This window comes from Pseudomonas sp. SIMBA_041, from assembly GCF_046535095.1.
Lineage (GTDB): Bacteria > Pseudomonadota > Gammaproteobacteria > Pseudomonadales > Pseudomonadaceae > Aquipseudomonas > Aquipseudomonas mucoides.
On the sequence record NZ_JAWRXJ010000001.1, the window covers coordinates 378,564 to 403,502 of the forward strand.

Below are 24,939 nucleotides of genomic sequence, written 5' to 3' on the forward strand. Positions count from 1 at the left end.
CGCCGATTTCGCGGCACTTTTTGGCCCTCGCGCTAGTCTTAGCGTGGATCGCGGTGACGGACGTCACTTCACCTGTCTACGTTATCCTTGTGCGAGACTCACGCAGGAATCCAGCGCAATATGAATGTCCTGATCGTTGATGACGAACCCTTGGCCCGCGAGCGCCTGAGCCGAATGGTCGGCGAACTCGAGGGATACAGTGTCCTGGAGCCGAGCGCCACGAACGGCGAAGAGGCGTTGGCACTGATCGACAGCCACAAGCCGGATATCGTGTTGCTCGATATCCGCATGCCAGGCCTTGACGGCCTGCAAGTGGCTGCGCGGTTGTGCGAACGCGAAACTCCGCCCGCTGTGGTGTTTTGTACAGGACCCGATGAATTTGCCGTGGAAGCCTTACAGGCCAGCGCCGTAGGCTATGTGGTGAAACCTGTGCGTACTGAACATCTTCACGAAGCATTGAAAAAAGCCGAGCGCCCCAATCGTCTCCAGCTCGCCGCCCTGACGCGTCCCGCCGCCGAAAGTGGTAGCGGACCGCGTAGCCACATCAGTGCACGAACCCGAAAGGGTATCGAGCTGATCCCACTGGATCAGGTGGTCTACTTCATTGCCGACCACAAATACGTGACCTTGCGCCATGAAAGCGGCGAAGTGTTGCTGGATGAACCGCTCAAGGCCCTTGAGGACGAATTTGGTGACCGATTCGTGCGTATCCACCGCAACGCCCTGGTCGCCCGCGAGCGTATCGAACGCTTGCAGCGCACACCTCTGGGGCATTTTCAGCTGTTCCTCAAAGGTCTGAACGGCGACGCATTGATCGTCAGCCGACGCCATGTGGCCGGCGTGCGCAAGATGATGCAGCAGCTTTAATTCGCCGTTCACAGGGCGAACTTCACACCCGCTTGCCGCACATACAGGCCAGGGAGGCCACGCAGTATCTGATTCAAGTCAAAGTGGATTTGGCTGAGCTGTTATTATCCGCCGTATCTATTCAGTACGGATTGATCCATGTCCTCTCGCGAAATCCGCATCGCCACCCGCAAAAGCGCCCTGGCCTTATGGCAGGCCGAATACGTCAAAGCCCGTCTGGAAGAGGCCCATCCCGGTCTGCTCGTGACGCTGGTGCCCATGGTCAGTCGTGGCGACAAGCTGCTGGACTCGCCGCTGTCGAAAATCGGCGGCAAGGGCCTGTTCGTCAAAGAGCTGGAAACCGCGTTGCTGGAAAATGAAGCCGACATCGCTGTGCACTCGATGAAAGACGTACCGATGGACTTTCCCGAAGGCCTTGGCCTGTTTTGCATCTGCGAGCGTGAAGACCCGCGCGATGCATTCGTCTCCAACACCTACTCCAGCCTGGATGAGTTGCCGAAAGGCAGCGTCGTCGGTACCTCCAGTCTGCGCCGTCAGGCTCAACTGCTGACCCGTCGTCCGGACCTGCAGATCCGCTTCTTGCGTGGCAACGTCAATACGCGCCTGGCCAAGCTCGATGCGGGTGAGTACGACGCCATCATCCTCGCTGCCGCTGGCCTGATTCGCCTGGGCTTCGAAGACCGCATCACCTCGGCCATCAGTGTCGACGACAGCCTGCCGGCCGGTGGCCAGGGCGCAGTCGGTATCGAATGCCGCTCCGCCGACAGCGAAATCCATGCCTTGTTGGCACCGCTGCACCATCTGGACACTGCCACTCGCGTGACCGCCGAACGTGCACTCAACAAACATTTGAACGGTGGCTGCCAAGTGCCGATTGCCTGCTACGCCGTGTTGGAAGGCGAGCAGATCTGGTTGCGTGGCCTGGTCGGAGACCCAAGTGGCGGCCTGTTGCTCAGCGCAGAGGCCCGTGCGCCACGCGCAGACGCTGAAACCTTGGGCGTGCAAGTCGCCGAGGACCTTTTGAGCCAGGGCGCCGACGATATCCTGAAAGCGGTGTATGGCGAGGCAGGTCACGAGTGACTGGCTGGCGCTTGCTGCTGACGCGCCCTGCGGATGAATCCGCAGCGCTGAGCGATGTTCTGGCGCAAGCGGGGATTTTCAGCAGCAGCTTGCCGCTTTTGGAAATCGAGCCAATCCCGGCCTCTGACACAATGCGCGCGCTGATTCAGACACTGGATCGCTTCTGTGCGGTGATCGTGGTCAGCAAACCCGCGGCCAGAATCGGTGTTGATCTGGTTGACCGGTATTGGCCGCAGTCACCTGCGTTGAAGTGGTTCAGTGTCGGCGCCGCCACTGCGCAGATCCTCGAGGGCCGTGGGCTGGACGTGAGCTTTCCGGCCGAGGGTGATGACAGCGAAGCCTTGCTGGAACTTCCCGGGTTGCGCGAGGCTATCAACCGGCCCGATCCGCGCGTGTTGATCATGCGCGGGGAAGGCGGGCGTGAACTCCTGGCAGAGCGTTTGCGCGAGCTTGGTGCTAGTGTCGAGTATCTGGAGTTGTACCGTCGCGGCTTGCCGCATTACCCGCCGGCGGCACTGCCTGACCGGATTGAAGCGGAACGCTTGAACGGGCTGGTGGTCAGCAGTGGACAAGGTTTTGAGCACCTGCATCAACTGGCTGGCGTTGCCTGGCCACAATTGGCGCGGTTGCCGTTGTTTGTTCCAAGCCCCAGGGTCGCCGGGCTGGCACGTGCCGCCGGGGCCCAAACAGTTGTGGATTGTCGCGGCGCCAGTGCCGCGGCTTTGCTGACGGCGTTACGGGAGCATCCCGAACCCGTTCTCTAATGCAAAGGATGGATACGTGAGCGAAACTGCCTTGCCTAAAGATGACGTCCAGCCAGTGCTTGATGCGCCGGTTGAAACTCCGGTTGAAACCGCGACACCCGCTGACGTGCAGCGCCGAGGCAATGGCCTGGCAATCGTCGCGCTGCTGCTCGGCGCTGCCGGTGTTGCCGTGGGCGGTTGGGGTGTCTGGCAGGTGCGACACCTGCAAGCCAATAACCAGCAGCAACTGGCTCAGGTGCAAGCGCTGAACGACCAGGCGCAAAGCCTCAGGCTCAATGAACAGCGCATCAGCGCACGTTTGGAGCAGTTGCCCGCCGTTGATGAACTGGATGCTCGCGCCCGTCTGGTCACGCAGTTGCAGGGCGATCAACAGCGTCTGAACCAGCGCCTGGAAACCGTCCTCGGTGCCAGCCGCAAGGATTGGCGCCTGGCCGAGGCCGAGCACTTGCTGCGTCTGGCCAGCCTGCGCCTCTCTGCCTTGCAGGACATCAGCAGCGCCCAGGCGCTGGTGCAGGGTGCCGACGACATACTCCGTGAACAGAACGATCCGGGTTCCTTCGCCGCTCGCGAGCAAGTGGCCAAAACCCTCGTGGCGTTGCGCAGTACAGAACAGCCGGATCGCACCGGCTTGTTCCTGCGCCTGGGCGCATTGCGTGATCAAGTGATCGACCTCACCGAGCTGGCGCCCGAGTACAAGGACCGGGGTGAATCACTGCTGGGCCTGACCGCTGATGGCGACGGTGCCAGTCGCTGGGCGCAGTGGTGGGATCAGATCTCCCGTTACATCCGTATCGACTTCAATGCTGACAAAAATGTCCGTCCACTGTTGGCCGGGCAGAGCCTGAGCCAGGTGCGCCTTGCCCTGAGCCTGGCGCTGGAGCAGGCGCAATGGGCCGCGCTCAATGGCCAGGCCGCGGTTTACACCCAGGCGCTGGCGGAGGCGCGGGACGTGTTGACCGGCAACTTCAACCCGGACAACCCCCAGAGCAAAGTGATGCTGGAGCAGGTTGGCGAGTTGAGCAAACAACGGGTCACGGTCGTGACACCGGATCTGACGGGTACGCTGAGCGCGGTCCAGGGGTATCTGGAGCGGCGTAATGTCAACGCTGAAGACTCGATCAAGCCAATGGCCAAGCCTGCTGCGGGTACCGCCCAGGAGGCAACGCCATGAAACGCCTCTATGTGATCGTGTTCCTGGTGATCGCCGCTGCTGCCGCGCTGGGACTGGCGATTGCCGAGCATGCCGGATACGTGCTGATTGCCTACAAGGGCTTTCGTTACGAATCGAGCCTGTGGGCGACCCTCGCATTGATCGCGGTGTTGTGGCTACTGTTCTGGGGCATCAAGGTGCTGGTTGAGCTGGTGATGACCTCCAGTGGCGTGGTCAATCCCTGGTCGCGGCGCAATCGCAGCCGTCGGGTGCAAGTGGCGATCGAGCATGGTCAGCTGGATCTGGCGGAAGGTCGCTGGGCCAGTGCGCAGCGTCATTTGCATCGGGCGGCCGAAGCCGAGCGCCAGCCACTGCTCTATTACCTCGGCGCGGCACGTGCCGCCAACGAGCAGGGTCATTACGAAGAAAGCGACAACTTGCTGGAGCGCGCCCTCGAACGTCAACCGCAGGCTGAACTGGCGATTGCCTTGAGTCATGCGCAATTGCAGACCGACCGTGGCGATACCGACGGAGCCTTGGCCACCCTTGAGGCCATGCATGAGCGTCATCCCCATAACGCCCAGACATTGCGCCAGTTACAGCGCCTGCTTCAGCAGCGTGGCGACTGGTCAGCGGTGATTCGCCTGTTGCCCGAGTTGCGCAAGGATAAAGTCCTGCCGCCCGCCGAACTGGCCGAGCTGGAGCGTCGTGCGTGGGGTGAAAACCTGTCGCTGGCGGCGCATCAGGAAGAGGACGGCAAGGTCGGTTTGCAATCGCTCACTCGCGCCTGGCAACAGCTTACGTCGGCTCAGCGTCAGGAACCGCAATTGGTGCTGGCCTATGCCGAGCAGCTACGACAACTGGGGGCGCAGGTCGAGGCGGAGGAGGTTCTGCGCACGGCCCTCAAGCGCAATTACGACAGCCATCTGGCGCGCCTGTACGGATTGGTTCGCGGCAGCGATCCGGCTCGGCAACTGCAGACTGCCGAGGGGTGGCTCAAGGATCATCCGGCTGACCCAAGCCTGTTGCTGACACTGGGCCGCTTGTGCCTGCAAAACAGCTTGTGGGGCAAGGCGCGAGACTATCTTGAAAGCAGTCTGCGGGTTCAGCGCAATCCGGAAGCCTGTGCGGAGTTGGCGCGGTTGCTGGCGCAACTGGGCGATACGGAACGCAGCAATCAGTTGTTCCAGGAAGGCCTGGGCATGCTCGATGAGCGCCTGCTGGCGGCACCGTTGCCCACTCCCGTTTACGCCTGAGACTGGTCTGTAGCAGCTGCCGAAGGCTGCGTCCGGCGGCGAAGCAGTCGTCATAAAGATAACGCGGTCGACCTGATAAACCAGAGCGCCTGATTTTACGACTGCTGCGCCGCCGGATGCAGCCTTCGGCCGCTGCTACATGGGCGGGGCGGCGTTCTCAGGGGGCTCGAAACGCGTCGTGTGTTTGGCTTTGTAGTCCCTGATCGGCAACGTCCTACAGAGGGCTACACCGATTCCTCTCGACACTGTCGGGAATTCCCTACACTTCTGGTGAAGTGTCCGTGCCGGCCTGCCTTGAAAGGCTGGCGCGCTTTCCTCTACCGTAACCACCTGTCTCTACTGGTACGGAAAAGCCATGTCTTTGGCCTGCTCACGCTCCTTGTTTTTCATGGTTTTCATTACAGGTTCCCTGGCCTTGGGCGTTTCCTATTACCTGGAATATGCGGTCGGACTCAAACCTTGCGGCCTGTGCGTTTTGCAGCGGGTTTGTCTGGCGTTGCTGACGGGTGTTTGTCTGACAGCCTCCGTGCAGGGCCCCGGACGCTTTGGATCGTTCCTGTATTGGTTACTTGGATTCTTCTGCAGCCTCGCGGGCATGATTACGGCGTGGCGGCAGATTTTGCTGCAAAGTGACCCATCACATGTGCTGTCGACGTGCCCGCCTGACCTGGAAGGCTCGTACGAGAACATGCCCTGGTTGTGCCGGGTCACGGAGATGTTCAAAGGGAACGCTGATTGTGCCGAGATTTCCTGGACATTGTTCGACCTGAGCATTCCGGAATGGAGCCTGCTGTTCTTTGTCGGGGTGACGATTCTGGGGGTTTATCAGTTGCTGCGCGTCGTCTGGCTCGCGTGTGAGCGACCGCTCAGCGGCGTGTCGTCGCACCGGGTGCAGATGGGTGATTAAACACTTGTATGAACTTTATCTCCTGCGTACCTTGAAGCCACAGTCGCGCGGGCATAATCTGGCCCGCACGTGTCATTGGAATTATGTTGCTCGATGACGCTCTGCCCGACCGCCCACTGACGTAACAAGAGGCGAGCAGGCATAGAGCAGCTGACCCACAAGGGAAGAGAGATCACCATGCTCGAAAGTTGTCAGAATGCTCAGGAACGCTGGGGCGGAGTGCACCTGCTGATCGATCGCTGGTTGCAGGAGCGCAAAGATCTGATTGATGCCTACGACAAGCTCGGTGCAAAGCCTGAAGCACTGAGCGAGGACCGAAAGCCCTTGCAGGAGTTCTGCGGAGTGCTGGTCGATTACGTGTCTGCCGGGCACTTCGAGATCTACGAGCAGTTGACGGGGGAGGCCAAGGCTTTCAACGACAAGCGTGGTCTGGAACTGGCCGAGACCCTCTACCCGCGCATCGATGTCATCACCGAGAAGCTGCTGGCGTTCAACGACCTGTGTGATGCAGGCAAGTGCGTCGCGGAGAAATTCAAGGAGTTGGGCGGCTTGTTGCATGAACGCTTCGAACTGGAAGATTGCCTGATCGAAGTGCTGCATACCGCTCACAAGGAAGAGGATTCGGTTCAGGCCTGAATCCCTCCCGGCAAGTTAAAAACGGTGCGCACTGCGCGCCGTTTTTTTATGCCTGTTTTTCAGCTGGTAGCGCCGCGCAATTCGACTTCAAAAACCAGCGGGGTGAAGGGGGCGATCAGGTCGCCGGCACCGTCCGCGCCATAGGCTTGAGACGATGGAATCACCAGGCGCCATTTCGCACCCACCGGCATGTTTTGCAGTGCGCTGCGCCAGCCGCTGATCACGCTGTCGAGACTGAACCACTGCGGCTGATTGTTCTGATCGAACACCGTGCCGTCCGGCAGGCGCCCGACATACAAAACCTGGACCTTGCCATTTGGGCCGGCCTTGGCACCGGTGCCGGGAGTCAGCTCTGTCAGCAACACGCCATCGGCCAATTCGCGAACACCCGGTTTGGCTTTTTCCTCAGTGAGAAATCGCTGCTCTTTTTCCAGTGCGGCTTCGCTTTGCGGGAGCGCCGGTTGCTCGGCGAGCTGGGCTTCATGCTCGGCCAGGATTCGCTCGATCTGCTCGTCCTTCAGCGCCAGTGGCTTGCCTTGATACGCTTGTTGCAGACCCTCCAGCAGTGCCTGAAGTTGTAGATCGGGAACCTCCTGACGCAGGCGTTCACCGAGGCTCGCGCCCAGGCTGTAAGCAAGATCGTGAGGGTTATTTGCGGAGGTTTTTTCGTCGGCTTGAGCCACTGAAAAAAACACGCACAGCGATAAAAAAAGGTAGCGCGACATGGGCACTCTCCGACCTGGAATGCGGTGGATTATGCCAGTGAGAATGCGCACAAAGGTGAACTGGTTTTGCACAAGCGCAGAAGTTTTTCGATCCGTTGCAACGCAACGCTTTCGATACTGTCAACATGCCCTAGCGGCGGTAGCAGCAGAGGTCTAGTATGAGCCGCACCCACGTCAGCCAGGAGGTAAACCATGTCGGCCACCAAGAAGCCTGTAAATACCCCGTTGCACTTACTCCAACAACTGTCGGGCAGCCTGCTCGAGCATTTGGAAAACGCTTGTTCCCAAGCCTTGGCTGATGCTGAAAAACTGCTCGCCAAACTGGAAAAACAGCGCGGAAAAGCACAGGAAAAATTACACAAGTCCCGTACCAAATTGCAGGACGCTGCGTCGGCCGGCAAGGCCAAGGCACAAGCCAAGGCGAAGGACAGCGTGCAGCAACTCGAAGACGTGCTCGATGCCCTCAAGGATCGTCAGTCCGACACCCGTGCCTACATTCTGCAACTCAAACGCGATGCTCAAGAAAGCCTGAAACTGGCCCAAGGCGTCGGTCGTGTACAAGAGGCTGTCGGCAAGGCGTTGTCCCTGCGTGCAGCCAAACCTGCTGCAGTACCGGTCAAGAAAGCCGCTGCCAAGCCAGCTGCTGCAAAAGCGCCGGCCAAGCCTGCTGCCAAGCCAGCGGTGAAAACTGCTGCAAAACCTGCCGCTGCGAAAAAACCAGCCGCTGCCAGCGCTGCCAAACCGGCGGCTAAAACAGCCGCTGCGAGACCTGCCGCCAAGCCAGCCGCCGCGCGAACCGCTGCTGCCAAGCCTGCTGCAAAATCGCCTGCTGCCAAACCTGCTGCTGCAAGAGCCGTAGCCGCTAAACCGGCTGCTAAACCAGCCGCCAAAACGGCTGCTGCAAAACCTGCTGCCAAGCCAGTTGCTGCGCGAACCGCTGCTGCCAAGCCTGCCGCTAAACCGGCTGTAAAAGCTGCTGCCAAACCAGCTGCTAAACCCGCTGTAAAAGCTGCTGCCAAACCGGCTGCTAAACCTGCCGCCAAAACGGCTGCCGCGAAACCCGCTACTGCCGCCAAGCCAGCCGCTGCTAAACCAGCCGCTAAACCTGCCGCTGCTAAACCGGCTGCAAAACCAGCCGCCAAACCTGCCGCTGCCAAACCGGCTGCAAAACCAGCGGCCAAACCAGCTGCTGCAAAACCTGCCGTTGCCAAGCCGACTCCAGCGCCTGCTGCCAAGCCAGTGACTCCGGCGCCAGCAGCATCGGCTGCACCCGCAGCAACCACCTCGACAGCCACGGCTGCGCCAACGCCAGCCGCACCGTCGAGCGCCAGCACCACCCCAACCAGCGCTTCCTAAGTGCCGGTTACCGCGACGCGCAGCTGATGCAGCGCGTCGCGGTCCAGGTTGGCGGCGCCTGCCGCCACACCTTCCAGCCAGGCCGTCAGATCGGTCGCCTCACCCTGCGGCCAGCTCTGCGCCGTTCGCTCCAGCCGCAACAACAGATGCCGTTCGGCTTCCAGCTCCAGCGCCTTCACTTGTTCACGCAGCTTTTTCAGCTCGGCATCGTCAGTCGCGACGACTTTCCAGCGCATGCGCAAGGCGCGCAACGGTTGCACGACGTCTCCATCCCAAGGCTCCGCCACGGTGCGCAGTAGCTTGATTCGCTGTTCATTGCAGACGACGCCACGCTGTCCAAGCCACGCTCCACAGAACAGCAAACACACATTGGCGCCGGCTGACTGCAACTGCAGGCATGCGCGTTCGACGCCGGGACGGGCGTAAGTGGTCAGGGAAAAGCTCCACAGGTCAGAGGACATAGTGCTACTCGCGCCAGTTGCGAGCGAAGCTGGTAGACTCCGCCGCCATTATGATTCGACTTCAGAACCTGACTTTACAGCGTGGCCCTCAACGTCTGCTAGAAGACGCTGAGCTGACCCTGCACGCCGGCCACAAAGCCGGCCTCATCGGTGCCAACGGCGCCGGCAAATCGAGCCTGTTCGCCTTGATCCGGGGCGAACTGCACCCGGACTCGGGTGACTGCTTCCTGCCGGCCGACTGGCGCATCGCCCACATGCGTCAGGAAATCGAGACGCTCGAACGCCTGGCGGTCGACTACGTGCTCGATGGCGACCTGCGCCTGCGTGAGGTGCAACGCGACCTCGCCGCAGCCGAAGCAGCCCATGACGGTGCCGCTCAGGCCCGCCTGCACTCGGAACTCGACAGCGCCGACGGTTACACCGCCGACGCCCGGGCCAGAAAGTTGTTGGCCGGCCTTGGGTTCACCAACGAGCAGATGGATCGCCCGGTAGGAGATTTCTCCGGTGGCTGGCGGATGCGTCTGAATCTGGCGCAGGCTTTGATGTGCCCTTCGGACCTGCTGCTGCTCGACGAACCAACCAACCACTTGGACCTCGACGCCATCATCTGGCTCGAAGAGTGGCTGAAAAGTTACCCCGGCACATTGTTGTTGATTTCCCACGACCGGGACTTTCTCGATGCCGTGGTCGATCACGTGGCTCACGTCGATCAACGCAAGATCACGCTGTATCGCGGTGGCTATAGCGCCTTCGAGCGCGCCCGCGCCGAACGTCTGGCCCAGCAGCAGCAGGCTTACGAGAAGCAGCAGGCGCAACGTGCGCACATGGAAAGCTACATCGCCCGCTTCAAGGCCCAGGCCACCAAGGCCCGCCAGGCCCAGAGCCGGATCAAGGCGCTGGAGCGGATGGAAGAACTCTCCGCCGCCCACGTCGATTCGCCGTTCGATTTCGTTTTCCGTGAATCGCAGAAAATCTCCAGCCCGCTGATCGACCTGTCCGATGCCCGTTTGGGTTACGGCGACAAAGCTGTGCTGGAGAAGGTCAAGCTGCAACTGACCCCTGGCGCGCGCATCGGTTTGCTCGGCCCGAACGGTGCCGGTAAATCGACCCTGATCAAAAACCTCGCCGGTGAACTCGAACCGTTGTCCGGCCGACTGACCCGTGGCGAGAACACCGTCGTGGGTTACTTCGCCCAGCATCAACTGGATTCTCTCGACGCCAAGGCAAGCCCTTTACTGCACTTGCAGCGTCTGGCCCCGACCGAGCGTGAACAGACCCTGCGCGACTTCCTCGGTGGTTTTGACTTCCGTGGTGCGCGCATCGATGAGCCGGTGCTGAATTTCTCCGGCGGCGAAAAGGCCCGTCTGGCCCTGGCGTTGATCGCTTGGGATCGGCCGAACCTGCTGCTGCTCGACGAACCGACCAACCACCTGGACCTGGAAATGCGCCTGGCGTTGACCATGGCGCTGCAGGAGTTTAGTGGCGCGGTTCTGGTGGTTTCCCACGATCGTCATTTGCTCAAAAGCACGACCGATAATTTCTATCTGGTGGCGGACGGCAAGGTCGAGGAGTTCGACGGCGACCTGGAAGACTACGCCCGTTGGCTGGTCGACTATCGCCAGCGCAATGCACCGGTCAACAACACGCCGGTCAATCCGGACAAGACCGACAAGAAGGCCCAGCGCCAGGCTGCGGCTGCGTTGCGTCAGCAACTGGCGCCGCACAAGCGTGAAGCTGACAAGCTGGAAGCCGAGCTGGGCAAGCTGCACGAGAAGCTGGCGAAGATCGATGCCAGCCTTGGCGACAGCGATATTTACGAGCCGGCGCGCAAGAATGATCTGCGCGATCTGCTGGCTGAACAGGCCAAGCTGAAGGTGCGTGAAGCCGAGCTGGAAGAATCCTGGATGGAAGCGCTGGAGCTGCTGGAAAGCATGCAGGCGGAGCTGGAGGCACTGTCTTGATGGAGGCGTTCAAGCTGCCATTGCCGGCGGTGTGGATCGAGCCCCTCTGGCTGGTCGTGCAGATCCTGCTGATTCTGCTGGCCGGCTACTTCACCCAGCGTTTCGTTGCCAAGGGCCTGACCCGGCTGGGCGAGCGCTATCCGTTTCCGCCGCAATTGCTGATGCCGCTGCGAGGCGGTCTGCGCTGGCTGATCATGGGCAGTGCGCTGATTTTCGTGCTGGAGCGCCTCGGGGTGTCGGCCACCGTACTCTGGACCGCATTGTCCGGTTTCGTCGCGGTGGCGGCGGTGGCGTTCTTCGCCATGTGGAGTGTGCTTTCCAACCTGCTGTGCGCGATCCTGATTTTCACCGTCGGCCCATTCCGCCTCGGCGATGTGGTCGAGTTGGTGGACACCACTGACAAGCCCGGCGTCAAAGGCCGGGTGGTGGCGATCAATCTGCTGTACACCACGTTGATCGAAGCGGAAGAACTCGGGACTGGCAGTGCGATGGTTCAGGTGCCTAACAGCCTCTTCTTCCAACGATCGGTTCGACGCTGGCGGGGGAGTGATGTGTTCCCCTCGAGCGGGTTCGAGAAGTAAGGCTGCTGTAGTCTGATAGATCGCCATCGTCGGAACGCCGCCCGGAGCGAGCTCCTACAGGGTTTTCGGCTGTTCACTAAATAGGTGTCCACCGAGGATTCAATGTAGGAGCGAGTCTGCTCGCGAAGGGGTCCTAAAGCTGTAAACGCTGGTCGGCAGCCGTAACATCCTGCAAAAAATCGATAGTCATCCGCCCAAAGCCGCATTAGCTTAGACGTCTGTCACGAGTCTGAGTCGAGGTGTGCAATGGAGCTTCAAACATGGCTGGCGTTTTTTGCTGCCTGCTGGGTGATCAGTCTGTCGCCTGGTGCCGGCGCCATTGCGTCGATGTCCAGCGGTCTGCAATACGGTTTCTGGCGCGGTTACTGGAATGCCCTGGGCCTGCAATTGGGCCTGGCGGTGCAGATCGCGATTGTCGGCGCCGGTGTGGGCGCGATCCTCACGGCTTCAGCGTCCGCCTTCTATGCGATCAAATGGTTCGGCGTGGCGTATCTGGTGTACCTCGCCATCAAGCAATGGCGCGCGTTGCCCAGCGACATGAGCGATGACGCGGCTGTGCGTCAGATCGGCAAGCCGATGGCGCTGGTGTTCCGTGGTTTCCTGGTCAACATCAGCAACCCCAAGGCGCTGGTGTTCATGCTCGCGGTGTTGCCGCAGTTCATTGACCCGCACGCTCCGTTGCTGGCTCAGTACCTGATCATTGGCGTGACCATGATCTGCGTCGACCTGATTGTCATGGCCGGTTACACCGGGTTGGCGTCCAAGGTGCTGCGTCTGTTGCGCACGCCCCAGCAGCAAAAACGCATGAACCGTACGTTTGCCGGGCTGTTTATTGGCGCGGCGGCATTTATGGCGACTCTGCGTAAAGCCGCGGTATAAAAGCTGTCAGGCACAAAAAAGGCGACCTTTAGAGGTCGCCTTTTTCATTTCGGGTGTCAGCGCAGAATGACCGGCGCGGTATCCGGCGGCAGGTCATTGCGTAGCTCGGGTGGCCCCGGCGGTTGATAACTGCCATCACCGAGCTGCTCGCTCAATTGCCGCGCCACATCCTCACCCAGCGACCTGGATACTTCGCGCACCACCCGCGGCCGGTTCAGCGAGACGTGGATATCCCGGTCATTCACCAGTTTGGTGTCCTGAGCCTCACCCATTGCGGTGAAGGCCGAGGTGATCTCGTAGGTTTTGGTGTTGATCAGGCTGAAGTCAGCCACCAGGGTCAGCGCCAGCACCGCTGAATAGCTGTCGGTATTGGCCAGTTCGTTCATGTCCTGGGTGAAGTCGATGTCTGACAGCGTGCCGAACAGCACGTAGTCGGCTCCCTCGAAATCACCGGCCTTGATGCGTTGGATCACGTCATACACATCGCGTTTGGCGTTGGCGGTATAGGGCGTCCCCTGAACCAGCTGGAACATCCCGGTCTTGAGCATCTGACCCTTGATGTCACCGCTGAATCGACGGATTTCGGTCTGTTCCAGATAGCTGTTCTGCGTCGTGTACTCGTCATAACTGGACGAGCCGCTGGCGCCGTAATAATCCTGCTGATGATCATCCCTAGACGAAATCACGTGGACGTATTGATCCACGCTGGCCTCATAGGCGATGTCGGTGACAGCGATTTTCGGCGCCGCCTGAACGCCCAGGGCGCAGGTCAGGGCCATGATGCCAATCCATGCACGCATTGTTCAGCGCTCCGTGGTCTTGCGGATTTCTTTCTCGTCCATCCACTCGGCCAGCCCGCTTTCGACATCGATCAACTGCAGGCTGAATTTGTAGAAGACGTCCTTGTAATCATTGCTGCGCTTGACGATCGAGCTGATCGAGCCTTCCAGTCGATAGCGGGCGGCGATCATGTTGCCGGTCTTGGCCACCGTGCTTCTCTTGTACAGGCCGCTCTGGTTTTGCAGTTTGAGTTGATCGACCTGGCTCTGCATGTCGGTGTTGTCGCTGGCAAAGCGGGCGGTACCGGAGCGCATCAGCTGGGTCTTGATCGACGTGGTGATGTCGCGCGTGTCGATGTACTCGCTGGTCTTGTTTCGTACGTCGTACACCTGAACCACCGGACGACCTTTCAGGACCCCGGACTGGGCGAGCGAGCGGGTCATGCTTTCAGCGATCATCTGCAGGTCGGTGGAACCGAATTCGTTGGTCACCAGCTCCACGGCTTTCGGGTCGCCGTAACTGATGTTGCCGCTGCCCAGTACCGGCGAGTGATTGACCGCGCAGCCGCCAATCAGCAGGGCGCTCAGGGCGAGGGACGACAAGCGTACAAACATGGGCAGGTTCTCGTGTGGACGGTTCACGGCGTATTGATCTCCAGACGGAAATCCACGGCTTGTGGCACGGGAGCGATCGCCGGCAGGAAGCTCGTCTGCTCGGCATACAGGGTCAGGCTTTTCCAGGACTCGGCTTCGGCCACTGGAAAACCTTCGGGGCCGAGCCAGAGATAGCGGTAGTAGAGCGTTTTGTTACGGGTGTCGGCGTTACTCAGCTGCGTGCTGACGGTGAGGAAACCGTTTTCCCGGGCCATGCGCATGGGGCCGATAGCCAGGTCCTCGATCGGTCCCGTGGCCAGGACTTTGCTGGCGGCACTGCCCGGTTCCGGCGGCGGTGGGGTGGTGCAACCGGCCAACAGGGCCAGCGCGACAACGGCGATGCATTTCAATCCCATGAAGATCTCCGTTCAGGGTTGAGCGCGGCGGGTGACAGCCTGCGGTGCGGAAGGGGGGTTGAGCTCCAGAGCAACATCAGCGGCGAAAATCCGGTTGCTCACTGCGCGCAGGCTGAAGGCTTGATGTGTCTGGTCGATCCTGAACCTGACCGGTAGTTGTTCCGGGGCATTGGGCAGGGTCAGTTGATGCTCGCCTTTCTTGAGTCGCAGGCGAGCGATCAGCGTCTTGTCCGGTAGCGTGCGCCAGCCTCGTGTGTCGGCATCTTCACGTTGAGTTTGCTGCACGAGGGTTTCCTCAAGCTTTTCGGGTTTGTTTTTTTTCAAATAGGCCAGGTACTCGACATTGGACCGGGCGCGATGGAGCGTGCGCTGGATGATGCCAGGCATGTCGTCGCGCAACGTTCGCCGTGACATGTCGCCATAGCTGTTGAGCAAGGTCAGCTTATGTTTTTTGCCGTCCACCATGACGAAGTCCACCGGTGGCGTAGACGCATCGGGGACAAGGATCGGGAACGACATGTTGGTGATGTAGGTTTCGCCTTCGACATCCACCGAAATCGGCACACGCACCGAGTTGCGCGCGGGTGCAAGGCCGGTTTGCACGATCAGCAAGACATCGCTTTCGCCGGCCTTGAGCGGCGACTTGTCGAGATTGCGCAGCGCCTGCTCAAGCAGCGGTGTGTTGGGGCGCAACTCAAGGGCTTTGCGATACCCCGGCGCGGCGAGGTCTTTTTCGTCAAGCGTTTCATAGACGAAACCTGCCAGGTAATGACTGAACGCACTTTGGTAGCTGTTTTTCAGGGCAATCACTTCAGGCGCATCGAGGGTCGCCACCGGGTAGCCCTGAAGGTTCTGGTATTTCAGGGGTACGCCTTGCTCCTGGGCCTGGTTCTCCAGTGCCAGGTATTGCACGTCGCGCTTTTCGGCAATGGTTGCCTCGCGCTCGTGGGTTTTCTTGATCATCACCCGAGCGAGGTCGACTTCGGCACTGGACAGGCACGTCAAGGCCATTTGCGTGGTCAGGGCGACCTTCTCGAAATCGTAGCCATCGTACAAACGCACTTTGTCATTGGCGCCGTAACTGTTGAACTCGGTGAAGGCTTTGAAGGCGCCGAATCGCGGCGAGTTTTCCCACCCCTCAATCAGCCGGTCGGCGTAATCCCAGCTGGCGTAGCTACCGGTCATATCGCCAGTGAGCCGCAGCAGTTCGCCCTTCTCGAAGTTATAGAGCAAGTCGCCCGGGGCAATGGGATTGTTTCGGTCCAGGACAGCAACGGCGGAGTCGACCTGGCCGGCTTTGAAATAGTCGAGGGTCTCGCTCAACTCCGCGTTGTAGTCCCGCAGGGTGGGGCAACCGCTCAGTAGCAAGCATGCACCGAGCAAAAACAAGAAGCGCAGGCGGGTAGCCATTTGCTGTGTGTCTTCCTTGAAGATAAGCCGCCAAGAGGCGGCAAACTATAGAGGCGAATGATGGCACTTTGTTCCGCGCCCTCTGATCTCTTCTTGCAGACAAAGCTTGAGTGAAACTCATTGAGAGTGAACAATGTGTTACTTCGTATTTCCATTTGAGATTTATTCATGATTGCCTCCTCTCGTTTTCCGGCGTGGCTCGTGCTGTCGGTGATCGCGTTTTGCAGCTTCAATGCGCAGGCCGAAACCACGGAAGGTGCGCCGAAGGCCCTGCATTTGCTCGATTACATTGGCGCTGATTACCCGGCGACGGTCGAGGCGGGCAAAGTCATCGATGAGTCTGAATACCGCGAACAGCAGGAATTCCTAAAGGTGTTGCAAGGTTTGATCGCCGATTTGCCGGCCAAACCTGAACGCGCAGAACTGGAGCAGGGCGTCAGCAGTCTTGGCGCTGCGATCTCCGCTCGCAAAGATGGCGCGGACGTCGCCCATCAGGCGCGACAGCTGGGGGCAAAACTGGCGGTGACTTATGAGGTCAGCCAAGCCCCGGTCATCACGCCGGATCCGACCCGCGGCGCGCCGCTGTATGCCCAGCAATGCTCGGTGTGCCATGGCGATGCGGGCGCTGGTGACGGCCCGGCAGGTGTCGGTATGACGCCACCGCCGGCCAATCTGCGCGATGCCGCGCGACTGGACCGTCTGAGCCTCTATGCGATCTACAACACGCTGGGCATGGGCGTTGAAGGCACCGACATGCCGTCCTTCGCTGACCAGCTCGATGATCGTCAGCGCTGGGACCTGGCGACCTACATCGCCAGCTTCAGCGCCGATCCGGCCGCGGCAAAATCCGAGAAAACCTACAACATCGCCGACCTGGCACGTCAGACGCCAGCCGAAGTGCAGGCCGCTGAAGGTCCGCAAGCGGCCGCGACCTTCCGCGCGCAACGGGCGCAACCGCCGCAGGTCAAGCGCGGCCCGGGGCAGTTGCTGGATTACACGGCGGCCACCTTGGACAAAAGCATCGCCGCCTACCGTGCCGGCGATCACGATCAGGCCTATGACCTGTCGGTGGCGGCGTATCTGGAAGGGTTCGAGCTGGTCGAAAGCTCCCTCGACAACGTCGACGCCAACGTGCGCAAAGACACTGAAAAATCGCTGATGGCGTACCGTCAGTCGTTGCAGGATGGTTTGCCGGTGGCTCAGGCCCAGCAGCGTCTGGACACGGCCAAGGCCAAGCTGAAGCAGTCCGCCGACTTGCTGGGCAGCGATGGCCTGAGCTGGACCTTGAGTTACATCTCCGGGTTGCTGATTTTGCTGCGTGAAGGCCTGGAAGCGATTCTGGTGCTGGCGGCGATTCTGGCCTTCCTGCGCAACACCGGCCAGCAATCGGCCGTGCGCAGCGTTAACGTCGGCTGGGGCCTGGCGTTGTTGGCCGGCCTGGGAACCTGGGCGCTGGCGGCGTACGTGATCGATGTCAGCGGCTCGCAACGCGAATTGCTGGAAGGCGCGACGGCGCTGTTTGCCTCGGTCATGGTGCTCTGGCTCGGCGTGTGGATGCATGACCGTCGCCATGCGGCGGCGTGGCAGGATTACATCAAGAGCAGCCTGGTGGGTGGTGGCGGGCGTTTCGGCTTCGCGATCCTGGCGTTCTTCTCGGTGTATCGCGAGTTGTTCGAAGTGATTCTGTTCTACGAAACCCTATGGCTGCAGGCCGGGCCTGCGGGGCACAACGCGGTGTTGGCCGGCGGCGCGACGGCGCTGGTGCTGTTGGTGGGGCTGGCGTGGGTGATTCTGCGCGGTTCGGCGAAGTTGCCGCTGGCGTTGTTCTTCAGCATCAACGCCGGCCTGCTCTGCGCGTTGTCAGTGGTGTTCGCCGGGCACGGCGTGAAGGCGCTGCAGGAAGCGGGGATCTTCGGCACGCGGCCGGTGCCGTTCTTTGATTTTGACTGGCTGGGCATTCATGCGGATGCGTATTCGCTGAGTGCTCAGGCGGTGGCGATCATTGCGATTGTTGTGTTGTATAGCCGTAGTCGGATGGCGGAGAAGCAGCGGGTGGCCGCCTCTTAACAGCATTCGCTGCGCTCATCATCGCGGGCAAACCACGCTCCCACAGGATTGCGTATAACCTGTGGGAGCGAGGCTTGCCCGCGATTTTTTTTGAAGAGGAAAACATGATGCGAGTCTGGATCGATGCTGACGCCTGCCCTCGGGCGGCCAAGGATCTGGTGGTGAAATTCGCCCTCAAGCGCCAGTACGAAGTGGTGCTGGTGGCGGGGCAGCCGCAGATCAAGCCGGGGCTGGCGCTGGTGAAATTGATCGTGGTGCCGAGTGGCCCGGACGCCGCCGATGATTACCTGGTGGAGCATGCGGTGCCGGGTGAGCTGGTGATTTGCAGCGACGTGCCATTGGCGGATCGCCTGGTGAAGAAGGGCGTGGCCGCACTCGACCCGCGAGGCAAGGAGTTCGATGCGCAGAACATGGGCGATCGGCTGGCGGTGCGCAACCTGTTCACCGATTTGCGTGAACAAGGGCAGATGGGCGGTGGCCCGGCACCGTTTGGCGAGCGCGAGAAGCAGGCGTTCGCCAATGCACTGGACCGGATACTCACCCGGCTGACCCGTAAGCCCTGAGCCTTGCGTCGACCCCTGTGGGGGCGAGCCTGCTCGCTCCCACAGTGGATTGAGGTCAGGCGTCGTTTTCGTGGGTCAGTTCGAGGACGCGGTCGACCATTTTGTTGATACCGGACGCCGCTTCGCTGATGGTTTGCGCCAGCATGTACGCTGGGGTACTCACCAGTTTTCGCGCCCTGTCCTCGACGATTTCAGTTACGGCGCAGTCAGTATGCGTCGCGCCCATTTTGTTCATGGCTGCCGCGGTCTCGGCGTCGTTGCCGATGGTGCAGTTCACCCCCGGGCCGTAGATCTTCGCCGCCAGCGCGGGCGATATGCACATCAACCCGACCGGTTTGCCCGCTTCAGCAAAGGCTTCGGTCAGCGCCAGGACATCCGGCTGCACCGTGCAACCGGCGCCTTCAATCGCAAAGTTCGACAGGTTCTTGGCCGAGCCAAATCCGCCGGGCACGATCAACGCATCAAAATCGTCGACGTCGGCGTCGCGAATGTCCTTGATATTGCCCCGGGCGATCCGCGCCGATTCCACCAATACGTTGCGCGACTCGGGCATTTCCTCACCGGTCAGGTGATTGATCACATGCAATTGCGCGATGTTCGGCGCAAAGCACTGCACCTGTGCGCCACGCTGGTCCAGTCTCAGCAGGGTAATCACGCTTTCGTGGATCTCGGCGCCGTCGTACACGCCACAGCCGGAAAGGATCACTGCAATTTTTTTGCTCATGGGTTGTTCTCCAGATTCATGGCGTTAAATGTCCACTAATTTGTCGCTCGTTGCCATAGGGTAAATGGGCGGCTACACCTAGCATCTGTCCTCAAGATTCCGATCAGGGCGCGTCATGGACTTCATTCTGTATGCGGTGCCGTTTTTCATTGTGCTGATCGCTGTCGAACTGCTGGCCGATCGTTGGCGCGGGGTCAGCCATTATCGTGTGGCCGATGCGATCAACAGCATGAGCACCGGTGTGCTGTCGACCACCACGGGCTTGTTGACCAAGGGGGTCGGGCTGCTGACCTACGGGTTTGCCCTTGAGCATGTGGCGCTGTTCGAACTCTCGGCCGACAGCGTCTGGGTCTGGGTGCTGGCCTTTTTTCTCTACGACTTCTGCTACTACTGGCTGCACCGCATGGGCCACGAACGCAATATCCTCTGGGCCGCGCACTCGGTGCATCACCAGAGCGAGGAGTACAACCTGTCCACGGCCTTGCGCCAGACCAGTACCGGCTTCCTGCTGGGCTGGATTTTCTACCTGCCGATGGCCGTGCTCGGCGTGCCGCTGCTGGTCTTCGTCAGCGTCGCAGCGCTGAATCTGCTGTATCAGTTCTGGGTCCATACCAGGCACATTCCCAAGCTCGGCTGGTTCGAATGGTTCTTCGTGTCGCCGTCCAATCATCGGGCTCACCATGCGCAGAACGCTCTCTACATGGATCGCAACTACGGCGGGGTGTTCATTATTTGGGACCGTCTGTTTGGCTCGTTCCAGGAAGAGGACGACAACGAACCGGTGATTTTCGGGGTGACTACGCCGTTGGCAAGCTGGAATCCGCTGTGGGCCAACGTGCAGTTCTATGTGCAGTTGTGGAATGACGCGCGGCGAGCCGAGCGCACATGGGACAAGCTGCGGATCTGGTTCATGCGCACCGGTTGGCGTCCGGCGGATGTGGCGGCCAGGTACCCGATGAACAAGCCCGACTTGAACCTGTTCCGCAAATTCGAGGTGCCGCTGGACGGGCGTCAGCAACTGTATGTGGCGTTACAGTTCTGCACTTACATCGCGCTGGGCAGCTACTTGATGAATCTGGAGCGCAGCCTGCCAACCGCCGCGTTGGTGCTCGGCTGGAGCGCGGTGGCGCTGGGATTGTTTACGTTGGGCGTGGCCCTGGAAAATCGCCCGTGGGCGTTGAAGCTGGAGCTGCTGAGGTTGGTATCGAACGTGCCGTTGGTGTGGCTGGCGCCGTTGGCAGGGCTGTGGCCGGCCAGCGCAGTGGGCTGGATCGGCCTGCTCAGCTACAGTCTGCTGAGCGTTATCGGTCTCTACTGCTGCAGAAACCGCTTCACTCGTTTGGCGTCTTAGGCACTTCGGCGTGAGCCCGTGCGGCTTTCAGGGCTTGCTCGTCGGCGTAGATCTTTTTCGCCAGACGGGCATTCTTGAAGCGCCGACGCAGCCACAGGCCCAGGCCCAGTACCAGCAAGGCGCCGAGCACCCACAGTTCGTACTTCTTGACGCTGCCGAGCATGCCTTCCAGTACGGCGCCAAAGTGGTAAGCCGCTGCCGCCAGGGCTGCCGCCCAGACCGCCGCGCCAATGCCGTTGAGCAGCAGATAACGTCCCGGTGGATAGCCTGACAGGCCGATGGCCACCGGCATCACCGTGCGTAAACCGTAGACAAAGCGGAAGCTCAGCACCCAGATGTCCGGGTGTTTGCGGATATGTTCCAGCGCCCGATCGCCCATCATCTGCCAGCGCGGCTTGCGGGCCAGCAGTTTGCGCCCGTGCTTGCGCCCCAGGAAGTACCACAGCTGATCACCGGCATAACTGCCGAAGAACGCCACGACTACCACCAGGTTAATGTCCATGTATCCGCGGAACGCGAGGAAGCCGGCGAGCACAAGAATGGTTTCGCCTTCGAAGAACGTGCCGAGAAACAGGGCAAAGTAGCCGAAGTCATGCAGAAATTGTTGGAGCATTGTCTGGGTGCTGGCGAAATGAACGCGCAGCCTAACCCTTCGTGCACATTCATGAAAGTGTCCAAATGTGTCTCGACGTGAACATTTCCTACAACGACAATGGAATGCGACTATAGGGGGCGTTCTCAATCAGTTTCCCCACCGCGCCGGGTCTGCTGCTGTGCAGGTCAAGGCGCGAGAAGCGCGGTTGGGTCATTCCAAATAAGCTTCGAGCAACGCAGCCCTGCACAACAGCAGCCCCGGCCCTTCGGGTTGTGCCTTAAAGCGGGCCAGGCTGCGTTGCAGGCCTTGGAAAGGGAACAACCATTCCCAGCGGCCTGCGTCTTGCCTGGCCCGCTTTAAGGCGACAACGCGGCGGGGAAACTAATTGAGAACGCCCCCTAGTCACAGGGGTGCACATAACTGTAATACGTTCGTCATAATGGCCGCTTATAACTGTCACGCTCGCCCGTAAGCGCGGGCTCAGGAGTCTGTCGTGAGCTTTACCCCCGCCAACCGTCTGTTCCCCGCAACCCGCCTGCGCCGCAACCGCCGTGATGATTTTTCGCGTCGGTTGGTCCGTGAAAATGTTCTGACCGTCGACGACCTGATCCTGCCGGTGTTCGTCCTGGACGGTGAAAACCGTCGCGAAGCGGTGGCCTCGATGCCGGGCGTCGAACGCCTGACCATCGACCTCTTGCTGGAAGAAGCGGCCAAATGGGTCGAGCTGGGGATTCCGGCGCTGGCGCTGTTCCCTGTCACGCCACCGGAGCTCAAGACACTGGATGCCGCCGAAGCCTGGAACCCGAACGGTATCGCCCAACGCGCCACGCGCGCCTTGCGCGCACAGTTCCCGGAACTGGGGGTGATCACCGACGTTGCCCTGGACCCGTTTACCACCCACGGCCAGGACGGCATCATCGACGAAGAAGGCTACGTGCAGAACGACATTACCGTCGATGCACTGGTCCGGCAGGCCCTGTCCCACGCCGAAGCCGGCGCCCAAGTGGTGGCCCCCTCGGACATGATGGACGGCCGCATCCAGGCGATCCGCGAAGCCCTGGAGCTGGCGGATCACGTCAACGTGCGGATCATGGCCTATTCGGCAAAATACGCCAGCGCCTACTATGGCCCGTTCCGCGATGCGGTCGGTTCGGCGCTGAACCTGGGCAAGGCCAACAAGGCCAGCTATCAGATGGACCCGGCCAACAGCAACGAAGCCCTGCACGAAGTGGCGGCGGACTTGTCAGAAGGCGCGGACATGGTCATGGTCAAGCCAGGCATGCCGTACCTGGACATCCTTTACCGGGTCAAAGAAGAATTCAAAGTGCCGACGTTTGTTTATCAAGTCAGCGGCGAATACGCCATGCACATGGCGGCGATCCAGAATGGCTGGTTGAGCGAAGGAGTGATTCTCGAATCCCTGACCGCTTTTAAACGTGCAGGCGCCGATGGCATCCTGACTTACTTCGCCGTCCGTGCCGCTCAACTGTTACGAGAGCAGAAATAGCCCTCCCAGGAACATTCCATGAATACCGAAGGACTCACTGAAGTTGCCGTAAAAGAGGCTCAACCCCTGGTCGAGCAAATCGCCGAAACCCCGCCGGAGCTGGAGCCTGCTCCGCCTGCGGTGGTGGCCGAAACCGCTGTCGCAGCCGCGGCGCCGGCGATTGCCATTCCCGGTCTGGATGACAGCAGCCTGTACATCCACCGCGAGCTCTCGCAACTGCAATTCAACATCCGCGTGCTGGAACAGGCGCTGGATGAGTCCTATCCTTTGCTGGAACGGCTGAAATTTCTGCTGATCTTCTCCAGCAACCTGGACGAGTTCTTCGAAATTCGTGTGGCCGGCCTGAAGAAGCAGATCACCTTCGCCCGTGAACAAGCCGGCGCCGATGGCCTGCAACCGCATCAGGCCCTGGCCCGCATCAGCGAGCTGGTGCACGGTCACGTTGACCGCCAGTACGCGATCCTCAACGACATTCTGTTGCCGGAACTGGAGAAACATCAGGTCCGCTTCATCCGTCGTCGTTATTGGACTACCAAGCTCAAGACCTGGGTCCGCCGTTATTTTCGCGACGAGATCGCGCCGATCATCACCCCGATCGGCCTCGACCCGACGCACCCGTTCCCGTTGCTGGTGAACAAGAGCCTGAACTTCATCGTCGAACTCGAAGGCATCGACGCCTTCGGTCGCGATTCCGGTCTGGCGATCATCCCGGCACCGCGCCTGCTGCCGCGAGTGATCAAGGTGCCGGAAGAGGTCGGCGGCGCCGGCGACAACTATGTGTTCCTGTCGTCGATGATCCACGCTCACGCTGATGACTTGTTCCAGGGCATGAAGGTCAAGGGCTGCTATCAGTTCCGCCTGACCCGAAACGCCGACCTGGCGCTGGATTCCGAGGATGTGGAAGACCTGGCCCGCGCACTGCGCGGTGAGTTGTTCTCGCGTCGCTACGGTGACGCGGTGCGTCTGGAAGTGGCGGATACCTGCCCGAAACACCTGTCGGACTACCTGCTCAAGCAATTCAACCTGAGCGAGTCCGAGCTGTATCAGGTCAACGGTCCGGTGAACCTGACGCGTCTGTTCAGCATCACCGGCCTGGACAGCCAGCGCGAGCTGCAATACCTGCCATTCACGCCACAGATCCCGAAACTGCTGCAAAACAGCGAGAACATCTTCAGCGTGATCAGCAAGCAGGACATCCTGCTGTTGCACCCGTTCGAATCGTTTACCCCGGTGGTCGACCTGCTGCGTCAGGCCGCCAAGGACCCGCACGTTCTGGCCGTGCGCCAGACCCTGTACCGTTCGGGCGCCAACTCGGAAATCGTCGATGCGCTGGTGGATGCCGCGCGTAACGGCAAAGAGGTCACGGCGGTGATCGAATTGCGCGCACGCTTTGACGAAGAGTCGAACCTGCAACTGGCCAGCCGTCTGCAAGCGGCCGGTGCGGTGGTGATCTACGGCGTGGTCGGTTTCAAGACCCACGCCAAGATGATGCTGATCCTGCGTCGCGAGGCGGGGGAAATCGTCCGTTACGCGCACTTGGGCACAGGCAACTATCACGCCGGCAACGCGCGCCTCTACACCGACTACAGCCTGCTGACCTCCGACGACGCCTTGTGCGAAGACGTCGGCAAACTGTTCAGCCAGCTGATCGGCATGGGCAAGACCCTGCGCATGAAGAAGCTGCTGCATGCGCCGTTCACGCTGAAGAAGGGCATGCTCGACATGATTGCCCGGGAGACTCAGTTTGCCCTCGACGGCAAACCGGCGCACATCATCGCCAAGTTCAACTCGCTGACCGATCCGAAGATCATCCGCGCGCTGTACAAGGCCAGCCAGTCGGGCGTGCGCATCGACCTCGTCGTACGCGGCATGTGCTGCTTGCGTCCGGGCATCGCCGGGGTTTCGCACAACATCCACGTGCGCTCGATCATCGGCCGTTTTCTGGAGCACACCCGGGTCTTCTACTTCCTCAATGGCGGCGACGAGCAGATGTTCCTCTCCAGTGCCGACTGGATGGAGCGCAACCTCGACAAGCGCGTCGAGACCTGCTTCCCGGTGGAAGGTCGCAAGCTGATTGTGCGGGTCAAGAAAGAGCTGGAGCTGTACCTCACCGACAACACGCACAGCTGGAGCCTGCAGTCTGACGGTCGTTACATCCGTAACACGCCAACCGGCAACCAGAACCCGCGCAGTGCGCAGGCAACCTTGTTGGAGCGTTTGGGCAGCCCGATCCTGACGGTGCGCTAACCCACAGGGGAGGTGTGTCGCTCGCTGAATCGCGGGCACAAAAAAGGGCGATCCATTGGATCG

General features: G+C 60.6%; 24 protein-coding genes and 1 pseudogene. 17 read left to right on the top strand and 8 right to left on the bottom strand.

Features of this window, described 5'->3' with window-relative positions:
* Positions 1–7: 7 nt before the first annotated feature.
* The 8 genes and pseudogenes from SB725_RS01760 to SB725_RS01795 all read left to right on the top strand — a co-directional run.
* Positions 8–124: pseudogene (locus SB725_RS01760) on the top strand (sensor histidine kinase); the annotation flags it as partial.
* A complete protein-coding gene (locus tag SB725_RS01765; protein WP_027926415.1) occupies positions 121–867 on the top strand; it encodes a LytR/AlgR family response regulator transcription factor in 747 nt (248 codons plus the stop codon). The pseudogene SB725_RS01760 and the gene SB725_RS01765, both read left to right, overlap by 4 nt.
* A 138-nt stretch (positions 868–1,005) precedes the next feature.
* On the top strand, positions 1,006–1,947 hold the full coding sequence (hemC, locus tag SB725_RS01770; RefSeq protein ID WP_027926416.1) for a hydroxymethylbilane synthase: 942 nt from the start codon (positions 1,006–1,008) through the stop codon (positions 1,945–1,947).
* On the top strand, positions 1,944–2,711 hold the full coding sequence (locus tag SB725_RS01775; RefSeq protein WP_027926417.1) for a uroporphyrinogen-III synthase: 768 nt from the start codon (positions 1,944–1,946) through the stop codon (positions 2,709–2,711). The genes hemC and SB725_RS01775 overlap by 4 nt, the downstream gene beginning before the upstream one ends.
* A gap of 16 nt (positions 2,712–2,727) precedes the next feature.
* Positions 2,728–3,882, top strand: a complete 1,155-nt coding sequence (locus SB725_RS01780; protein WP_027926418.1) for a uroporphyrinogen-III C-methyltransferase — start codon at positions 2,728–2,730, stop codon at positions 3,880–3,882.
* Positions 3,879–5,117: a heme biosynthesis protein HemY gene (locus SB725_RS01785; RefSeq protein ID WP_410921194.1), complete on the top strand. Its 1,239-nt coding sequence runs from the start codon at positions 3,879–3,881 to the stop codon at positions 5,115–5,117. Before SB725_RS01780 ends, SB725_RS01785 begins: the two co-directional genes overlap by 4 nt.
* 355 nt (positions 5,118–5,472) lie before the next feature.
* On the top strand, positions 5,473–6,024 hold the full coding sequence (locus tag SB725_RS01790) for a disulfide bond formation protein B (protein ID WP_027926420.1): 552 nt from the start codon (positions 5,473–5,475) through the stop codon (positions 6,022–6,024).
* Positions 6,025–6,201: 177 nt separating this feature from the next.
* Positions 6,202–6,660: an Rsd/AlgQ family anti-sigma factor gene (locus SB725_RS01795; protein ID WP_027926421.1), complete on the top strand. Its 459-nt coding sequence runs from the start codon at positions 6,202–6,204 to the stop codon at positions 6,658–6,660.
* Between the two features lie 59 nt (positions 6,661–6,719).
* Here SB725_RS01795 and SB725_RS01800 read toward each other — a convergent pair whose 3' ends face one another.
* Positions 6,720–7,385 (bottom strand): FKBP-type peptidyl-prolyl cis-trans isomerase, encoded by a 666-nt coding sequence (locus SB725_RS01800; RefSeq protein ID WP_027926422.1) that lies wholly within the window; start codon positions 7,383–7,385, stop codon positions 6,720–6,722.
* A gap of 192 nt (positions 7,386–7,577) precedes the next feature.
* Between SB725_RS01800 and SB725_RS01805 the strand changes: the two genes are divergently transcribed.
* Positions 7,578–8,741 carry an AlgP family protein gene (locus SB725_RS01805; RefSeq protein WP_027926423.1) on the top strand — a complete coding sequence of 388 codons (1,164 nt, stop codon included), beginning with the start codon at positions 7,578–7,580 and terminating at the stop codon, positions 8,739–8,741.
* Here SB725_RS01805 and SB725_RS01810 read toward each other — a convergent pair.
* A complete protein-coding gene (locus SB725_RS01810) occupies positions 8,738–9,202 on the bottom strand; it encodes a TIGR02444 family protein (RefSeq protein WP_027926424.1) in 465 nt (154 codons plus the stop codon). The two genes, SB725_RS01805 and SB725_RS01810, sit on opposite strands and share 4 nt — an antisense overlap.
* 50 nt (positions 9,203–9,252) lie before the next feature.
* Here SB725_RS01810 and SB725_RS01815 point away from each other — a divergent pair, with 50 nt between their 5' ends.
* The 3 genes from SB725_RS01815 to rhtB all read left to right on the top strand — a co-directional run bounded on the left by SB725_RS01815 (position 9,253) and on the right by rhtB (position 12,623).
* Entirely contained in the window at positions 9,253–11,163 is a 1,911-nt protein-coding gene (locus SB725_RS01815; RefSeq protein ID WP_027926425.1) for an ATP-binding cassette domain-containing protein, read from the top strand.
* Positions 11,163–11,744, top strand: a complete 582-nt coding sequence (locus SB725_RS01820) for a mechanosensitive ion channel family protein (protein ID WP_027926426.1) — start codon at positions 11,163–11,165, stop codon at positions 11,742–11,744. The genes SB725_RS01815 and SB725_RS01820 overlap by 1 nt, the downstream gene beginning before the upstream one ends.
* Positions 11,745–11,990: 246 nt before the next feature.
* On the top strand, positions 11,991–12,623 hold the full coding sequence (gene rhtB / locus SB725_RS01825; RefSeq protein WP_027926427.1) for a homoserine/homoserine lactone efflux protein: 633 nt from the start codon (positions 11,991–11,993) through the stop codon (positions 12,621–12,623).
* A 56-nt stretch (positions 12,624–12,679) separates the two neighbouring features.
* On the opposite strand, the gene SB725_RS01830 is transcribed toward rhtB, so the two are convergent.
* Genes SB725_RS01830 through SB725_RS01845 form a run of 4 tightly spaced genes read right to left on the bottom strand, consistent with a single transcriptional unit; the run spans position 12,680 to position 15,822 of the window.
* Positions 12,680–13,423: a hypothetical protein gene (locus SB725_RS01830; protein WP_027926428.1), complete on the bottom strand. Its 744-nt coding sequence runs from the start codon at positions 13,421–13,423 to the stop codon at positions 12,680–12,682.
* A 3-nt stretch (positions 13,424–13,426) separates the two neighbouring features.
* A complete protein-coding gene (lpoB, locus tag SB725_RS01835) occupies positions 13,427–14,017 on the bottom strand; it encodes a penicillin-binding protein activator LpoB (RefSeq protein ID WP_410921288.1) in 591 nt (196 codons plus the stop codon).
* Positions 14,018–14,040: 23 nt separating this feature from the next.
* A complete protein-coding gene (locus SB725_RS01840; RefSeq protein ID WP_027926430.1) occupies positions 14,041–14,412 on the bottom strand; it encodes a YcfL family protein in 372 nt (123 codons plus the stop codon).
* Between the two features lie 12 nt (positions 14,413–14,424).
* Entirely contained in the window at positions 14,425–15,822 is a 1,398-nt protein-coding gene (locus SB725_RS01845; protein WP_027926431.1) for a hypothetical protein, read from the bottom strand.
* Between the two features lie 168 nt (positions 15,823–15,990).
* On the opposite strand from SB725_RS01845, the gene SB725_RS01850 reads away from it, so the two are divergent.
* Together SB725_RS01850 and SB725_RS01855 are read left to right on the top strand one after the other, a co-directional pair.
* Positions 15,991–17,889, top strand: a complete 1,899-nt coding sequence (locus tag SB725_RS01850; protein ID WP_027926432.1) for an FTR1 family protein — start codon at positions 15,991–15,993, stop codon at positions 17,887–17,889.
* A gap of 107 nt (positions 17,890–17,996) precedes the next feature.
* Entirely contained in the window at positions 17,997–18,452 is a 456-nt protein-coding gene (locus SB725_RS01855) for a YaiI/YqxD family protein (protein ID WP_027926433.1), read from the top strand.
* 55 nt (positions 18,453–18,507) lie between these two features.
* Here SB725_RS01855 and elbB read toward each other — a convergent pair whose 3' ends face one another.
* A complete protein-coding gene (elbB, locus tag SB725_RS01860) occupies positions 18,508–19,176 on the bottom strand; it encodes an isoprenoid biosynthesis glyoxalase ElbB (RefSeq protein ID WP_027926434.1) in 669 nt (222 codons plus the stop codon).
* Between the two features lie 115 nt (positions 19,177–19,291).
* On the opposite strand from elbB, the gene SB725_RS01865 reads away from it, so the two are divergent.
* Positions 19,292–20,527 (top strand): sterol desaturase family protein, encoded by a 1,236-nt coding sequence (locus tag SB725_RS01865; RefSeq protein WP_027926435.1) that lies wholly within the window; start codon positions 19,292–19,294, stop codon positions 20,525–20,527.
* Here SB725_RS01865 and SB725_RS01870 read toward each other — a convergent pair.
* Entirely contained in the window at positions 20,508–21,140 is a 633-nt protein-coding gene (locus SB725_RS01870; RefSeq protein ID WP_027926436.1) for a DedA family protein, read from the bottom strand. The genes SB725_RS01865 and SB725_RS01870 overlap by 20 nt on opposite strands.
* Positions 21,141–21,615: 475 nt before the next feature.
* On the opposite strand from SB725_RS01870, the gene hemB reads away from it, so the two are divergent.
* The gene (gene hemB, locus SB725_RS01875) at positions 21,616–22,629 is read left to right on the top strand and encodes a porphobilinogen synthase (protein ID WP_027926437.1); all 1,014 of its coding nucleotides are present in this window, start codon (positions 21,616–21,618) and stop codon (positions 22,627–22,629) included.
* 18 nt (positions 22,630–22,647) lie between these two features.
* On the top strand, positions 22,648–24,876 hold the full coding sequence (ppk1, locus tag SB725_RS01880; RefSeq protein WP_059181977.1) for a polyphosphate kinase 1: 2,229 nt from the start codon (positions 22,648–22,650) through the stop codon (positions 24,874–24,876).
* Positions 24,877–24,939: the final 63 nt, after the last annotated feature.